Consider the following 2,931-nt stretch of genomic DNA (forward strand, 5'->3'; position numbering starts at 1 on the left):
CAGCCCCAACGACCGAAATCCTCCATCGCCGCGCTGTTCGCAACCTCATTGCCGCACCACCCCCTCTGGAAATGCCGTAGTTCGAGGTGTCCAGCATCTCTGATGCGCAGCGTGTCTTTGCGCGGCGTACTACCGCGCGACTCGCCTTACAAAGGCGACGGAACGCGGCCAGAAGTGGCGTCAGCCTGTGTGTCAATGCCGTTGATTGTGCGATCCGCAAGGCCTAGGAGGCCGCGTCCTCAGTGGCGACCTTCAGATAGTTGTAGACAGCCGCGCGACTTATCCCAAGGCGTCCCGCGATTTCTCGCACGATGCCCCGCATTTGGAACACGCCTTGGTCGTGCAGGCGGCGCACGAGCTCGATGCGGTCCACGCGGTCGAGAAGATGCGGAGGGCGCGCAAAGTCTTCAAGGTAACTGTCAATGAGTTGCTCAAGAGACAGCGAGCTCGGCAAAAACGTCTCTTTGATCTGGGTTGGATGAGGCTCTATACGGGTGAGCAGGCCGATGATCCTCTGCGCCATGAGCAAGTCGCCCGTGGCGAAATTGATTGCCAAGTATGCGACGGTTCTTCCGTCAATGATGATCGGCAGCAAACTGACGCGTATAGGCCGGCCATCAGGTGCAATGGAGCCGTAATTGAACAGTGGCTCCTGAAGGTTCGTGAGGTCGTGCTCGCCAATCGCAATGCGCGTCATAAGGTCGCCGACGCCGCGGCGAGTGACGTGGCCGTTGCCTATCGCAAGAATGCGCGGCGGCGAAACGCGATTGTCGTGGAGCACGACCTCGCAGTCATACATGATGCTGCGCGCGATCTGCGGGACCAGTTGGGCCAGCATCTTCAGAAAATCGTTGACGCGCTGTTCATCGTGATGGATCGGCTTATCTTCGTCGTTAGGCGGTCTCGGCTTTGATGTCATTGCGGGGCAACCTTACAAAGTATAAGGGCCAACGGTACGGGGAACGAATCTAGGGTCATCATATTGACTAATGTGCATCTCATGACGGAAAGTCAACGTGCAAACGTGAGGTACAGGATGCAGAGACTAGGCGATTGACGCGGTAAATCTGAGGGCTCACATACGGTTCCGGTGTATTTCCAGCTCCATTTGGGGCGTCAGTGGCCCGGTGCCTCTCGCTTGGCGCGCTAGGGCAGACTTCCGGGCGATCACTGCCCGTACCGCCCGGGATACCAGTTTGATATGGCCGTGGGGAAAACCGGCGTTCCCGGCCGTAGACAAGGTGCTTAGATCCACTGCCCTGATGGAGGCGCTCTTGTTTAACCGGCTCGCGGGTGTGATTTTTCATGGAATGAGGACCCTGTTTGAGGGGTGATTTTCGTCCAAACGGGATCCCTTAACGATGGGGTCATCAAGATGCCTCCGGTTTGATCGGAGGCATTTGTGTTTTGGATGTTGGTTGTGGAGACGATTGCAAAGATACGCCGGCTGTCGCTGGTGCAGGGAAAGTCGATCAAGGCGATCTTCCGGGAGCTGAAGATCTCCCGGAAGGTGGTGCGCAAGGTTTTGCGTTCCGAGGAGACAGAGTTCCGCTACGAGCGCAAGCATCAGCCTTATCCCCGGATGGGCGCCTGGCGTGACGAGCTGGATCGGCTGCTGTCGGCGAATGCGGCCAAGTCTCAGCGGGAGCGGCTGACACTGATCCGCATCTTCGAGGAGCTTCGCGGCCTCGGCTATGACGGCAGCTGCAGTTCGGTGTGGCGGCATGCTCAGAGTTGGGAGGCGGATCGCGGCAGCGCCGCGGCCGAAGCCTACATTCCGTTGAGCTTTGCGCCGGGCGAGGCCTACCAGTTCGACTGGAGCCACGAGATCGTTCTGCTCGACGGCGTGACGGTAATGGTGAAGGTGGCGCACATGCGGCTTTGCCAAAGCCGTATGTTCTTCATGCGGGCCTATCCGCGCGAAACGCAGGAGATGGTGTTCGATGCCCATGACCGGGCGTTCAGCTTCTTCCACGGCGCCTGCACCCGCGGCATCTGCGACAACCTATGGACGCCTCCCGGGCAAGGTAAAGTGCTGGTAGCGGACGGCATGGGATGCGTGAATCTATCCGGCCTGTCGCTGGAGCGATCACGCTCCTGGCCTTGATGGGAATCCGCTGCCTCGGTCCTCATAACATGAGTGGCTTCGTAGGCCCTGTCGTAAATCAGGCTTTGAAGCTGCGGTCCGTGCCGTAGTGCCACCAGTGTCTACCTCGCTCTCATCGCCGCGAAGGCAGCGATCTGTGCGCCGGCGCTCAGGCGGCGGCGTAACTTTCCTTTCGCATCAGCAACGCCCATGCGGTGCGAGCCGTCTTATTGGCAAGCGCCACGAGCGCCTTGTTGAAGCCGCGGCGCTCGACGATTCCTTTCAGCCAGAGCGAGCGACTGTCATCACGCTTCGCAAGCCGGCTGATCACGGCGCGGGCACCATGGATCATCTGCCAGCGCAGATAATGGTTGGCACGCCGGCCAATGCCGCCGAGACGAGGCTTGCCACCGGTCGTGTATTGTCGTGGCACCAGTCCGATCCACGAAGCGAGTTCGCGGCCCGAACGGAAGTGACTGGCATCATCGACGCTCGCAACGAGCGCGGTCGCGATGATCGGACCGACGCCGGGGAGTTCGGCCAGGCGGCGGCAATCTTCCCTTTCTCGGCAAATCTCGACGACCTTCGCATCGAGTTTAGCGACGCGTACGTTGACGTCCCGAGGTCAGACATTTCAGCCTGCTCGATCGCCGTCGGCTTGGGCGGCAAAGCGCCATGGTCCCTGTGGCAATACGATGCCATACTCGGCCAAAAGGCTGCGGGCGTGATTGATGAGCGAAGTGCGCTGGACGATTAGTTTCCGTTGTGATCAAGCACGTTTTTCGACCCAGATGCGATCGGCTTTGACGAGCGCGTTGGCGGTGACGAGGAGCTTGCGCATAACC

General features: G+C 59.7%; 1 protein-coding gene and 2 pseudogenes. 1 reads left to right on the forward strand and 2 read right to left on the reverse strand.

Annotated elements, in window-relative coordinates; genetic code table 11:
• Window positions 1-223 precede the first annotated feature (223 nt).
• Window positions 224-919: a helix-turn-helix transcriptional regulator gene (locus tag ABID19_RS34145; protein WP_263807288.1), complete on the reverse strand. Its 696-nt coding sequence runs from the start codon at window positions 917-919 to the stop codon at window positions 224-226.
• Window positions 920-1,411: 492 nt separating this feature from the next.
• Between ABID19_RS34145 and istA the strand changes: the two are divergent.
• A pseudogene (istA, locus tag ABID19_RS34150) lies at window positions 1,412-2,014 on the forward strand (IS21 family transposase); the annotation flags it as partial.
• Window positions 2,015-2,255: 241 nt separating this feature from the next.
• On the opposite strand, the pseudogene ABID19_RS34155 reads toward istA, so the two are convergent.
• A pseudogene (locus ABID19_RS34155) lies at window positions 2,256-2,846 on the reverse strand (IS110 family RNA-guided transposase); the annotation flags it as partial.
• Window positions 2,847-2,931: the final 85 nt, after the last annotated feature.

The sequence above is a fragment of the Mesorhizobium robiniae genome (assembly GCF_040545535.1).
Taxonomy (GTDB): Bacteria; Pseudomonadota; Alphaproteobacteria; order Rhizobiales; family Rhizobiaceae; genus Mesorhizobium; species Mesorhizobium robiniae.

Excerpts from the sequence above, each read along its gene's own strand:
- ABID19_RS34145 (WP_263807288.1), bottom strand. The coding sequence starts at position 919 with ATGACATCAAAGCCGAGACCGCCTAACGACGAAGATAAGCCGATCCAT.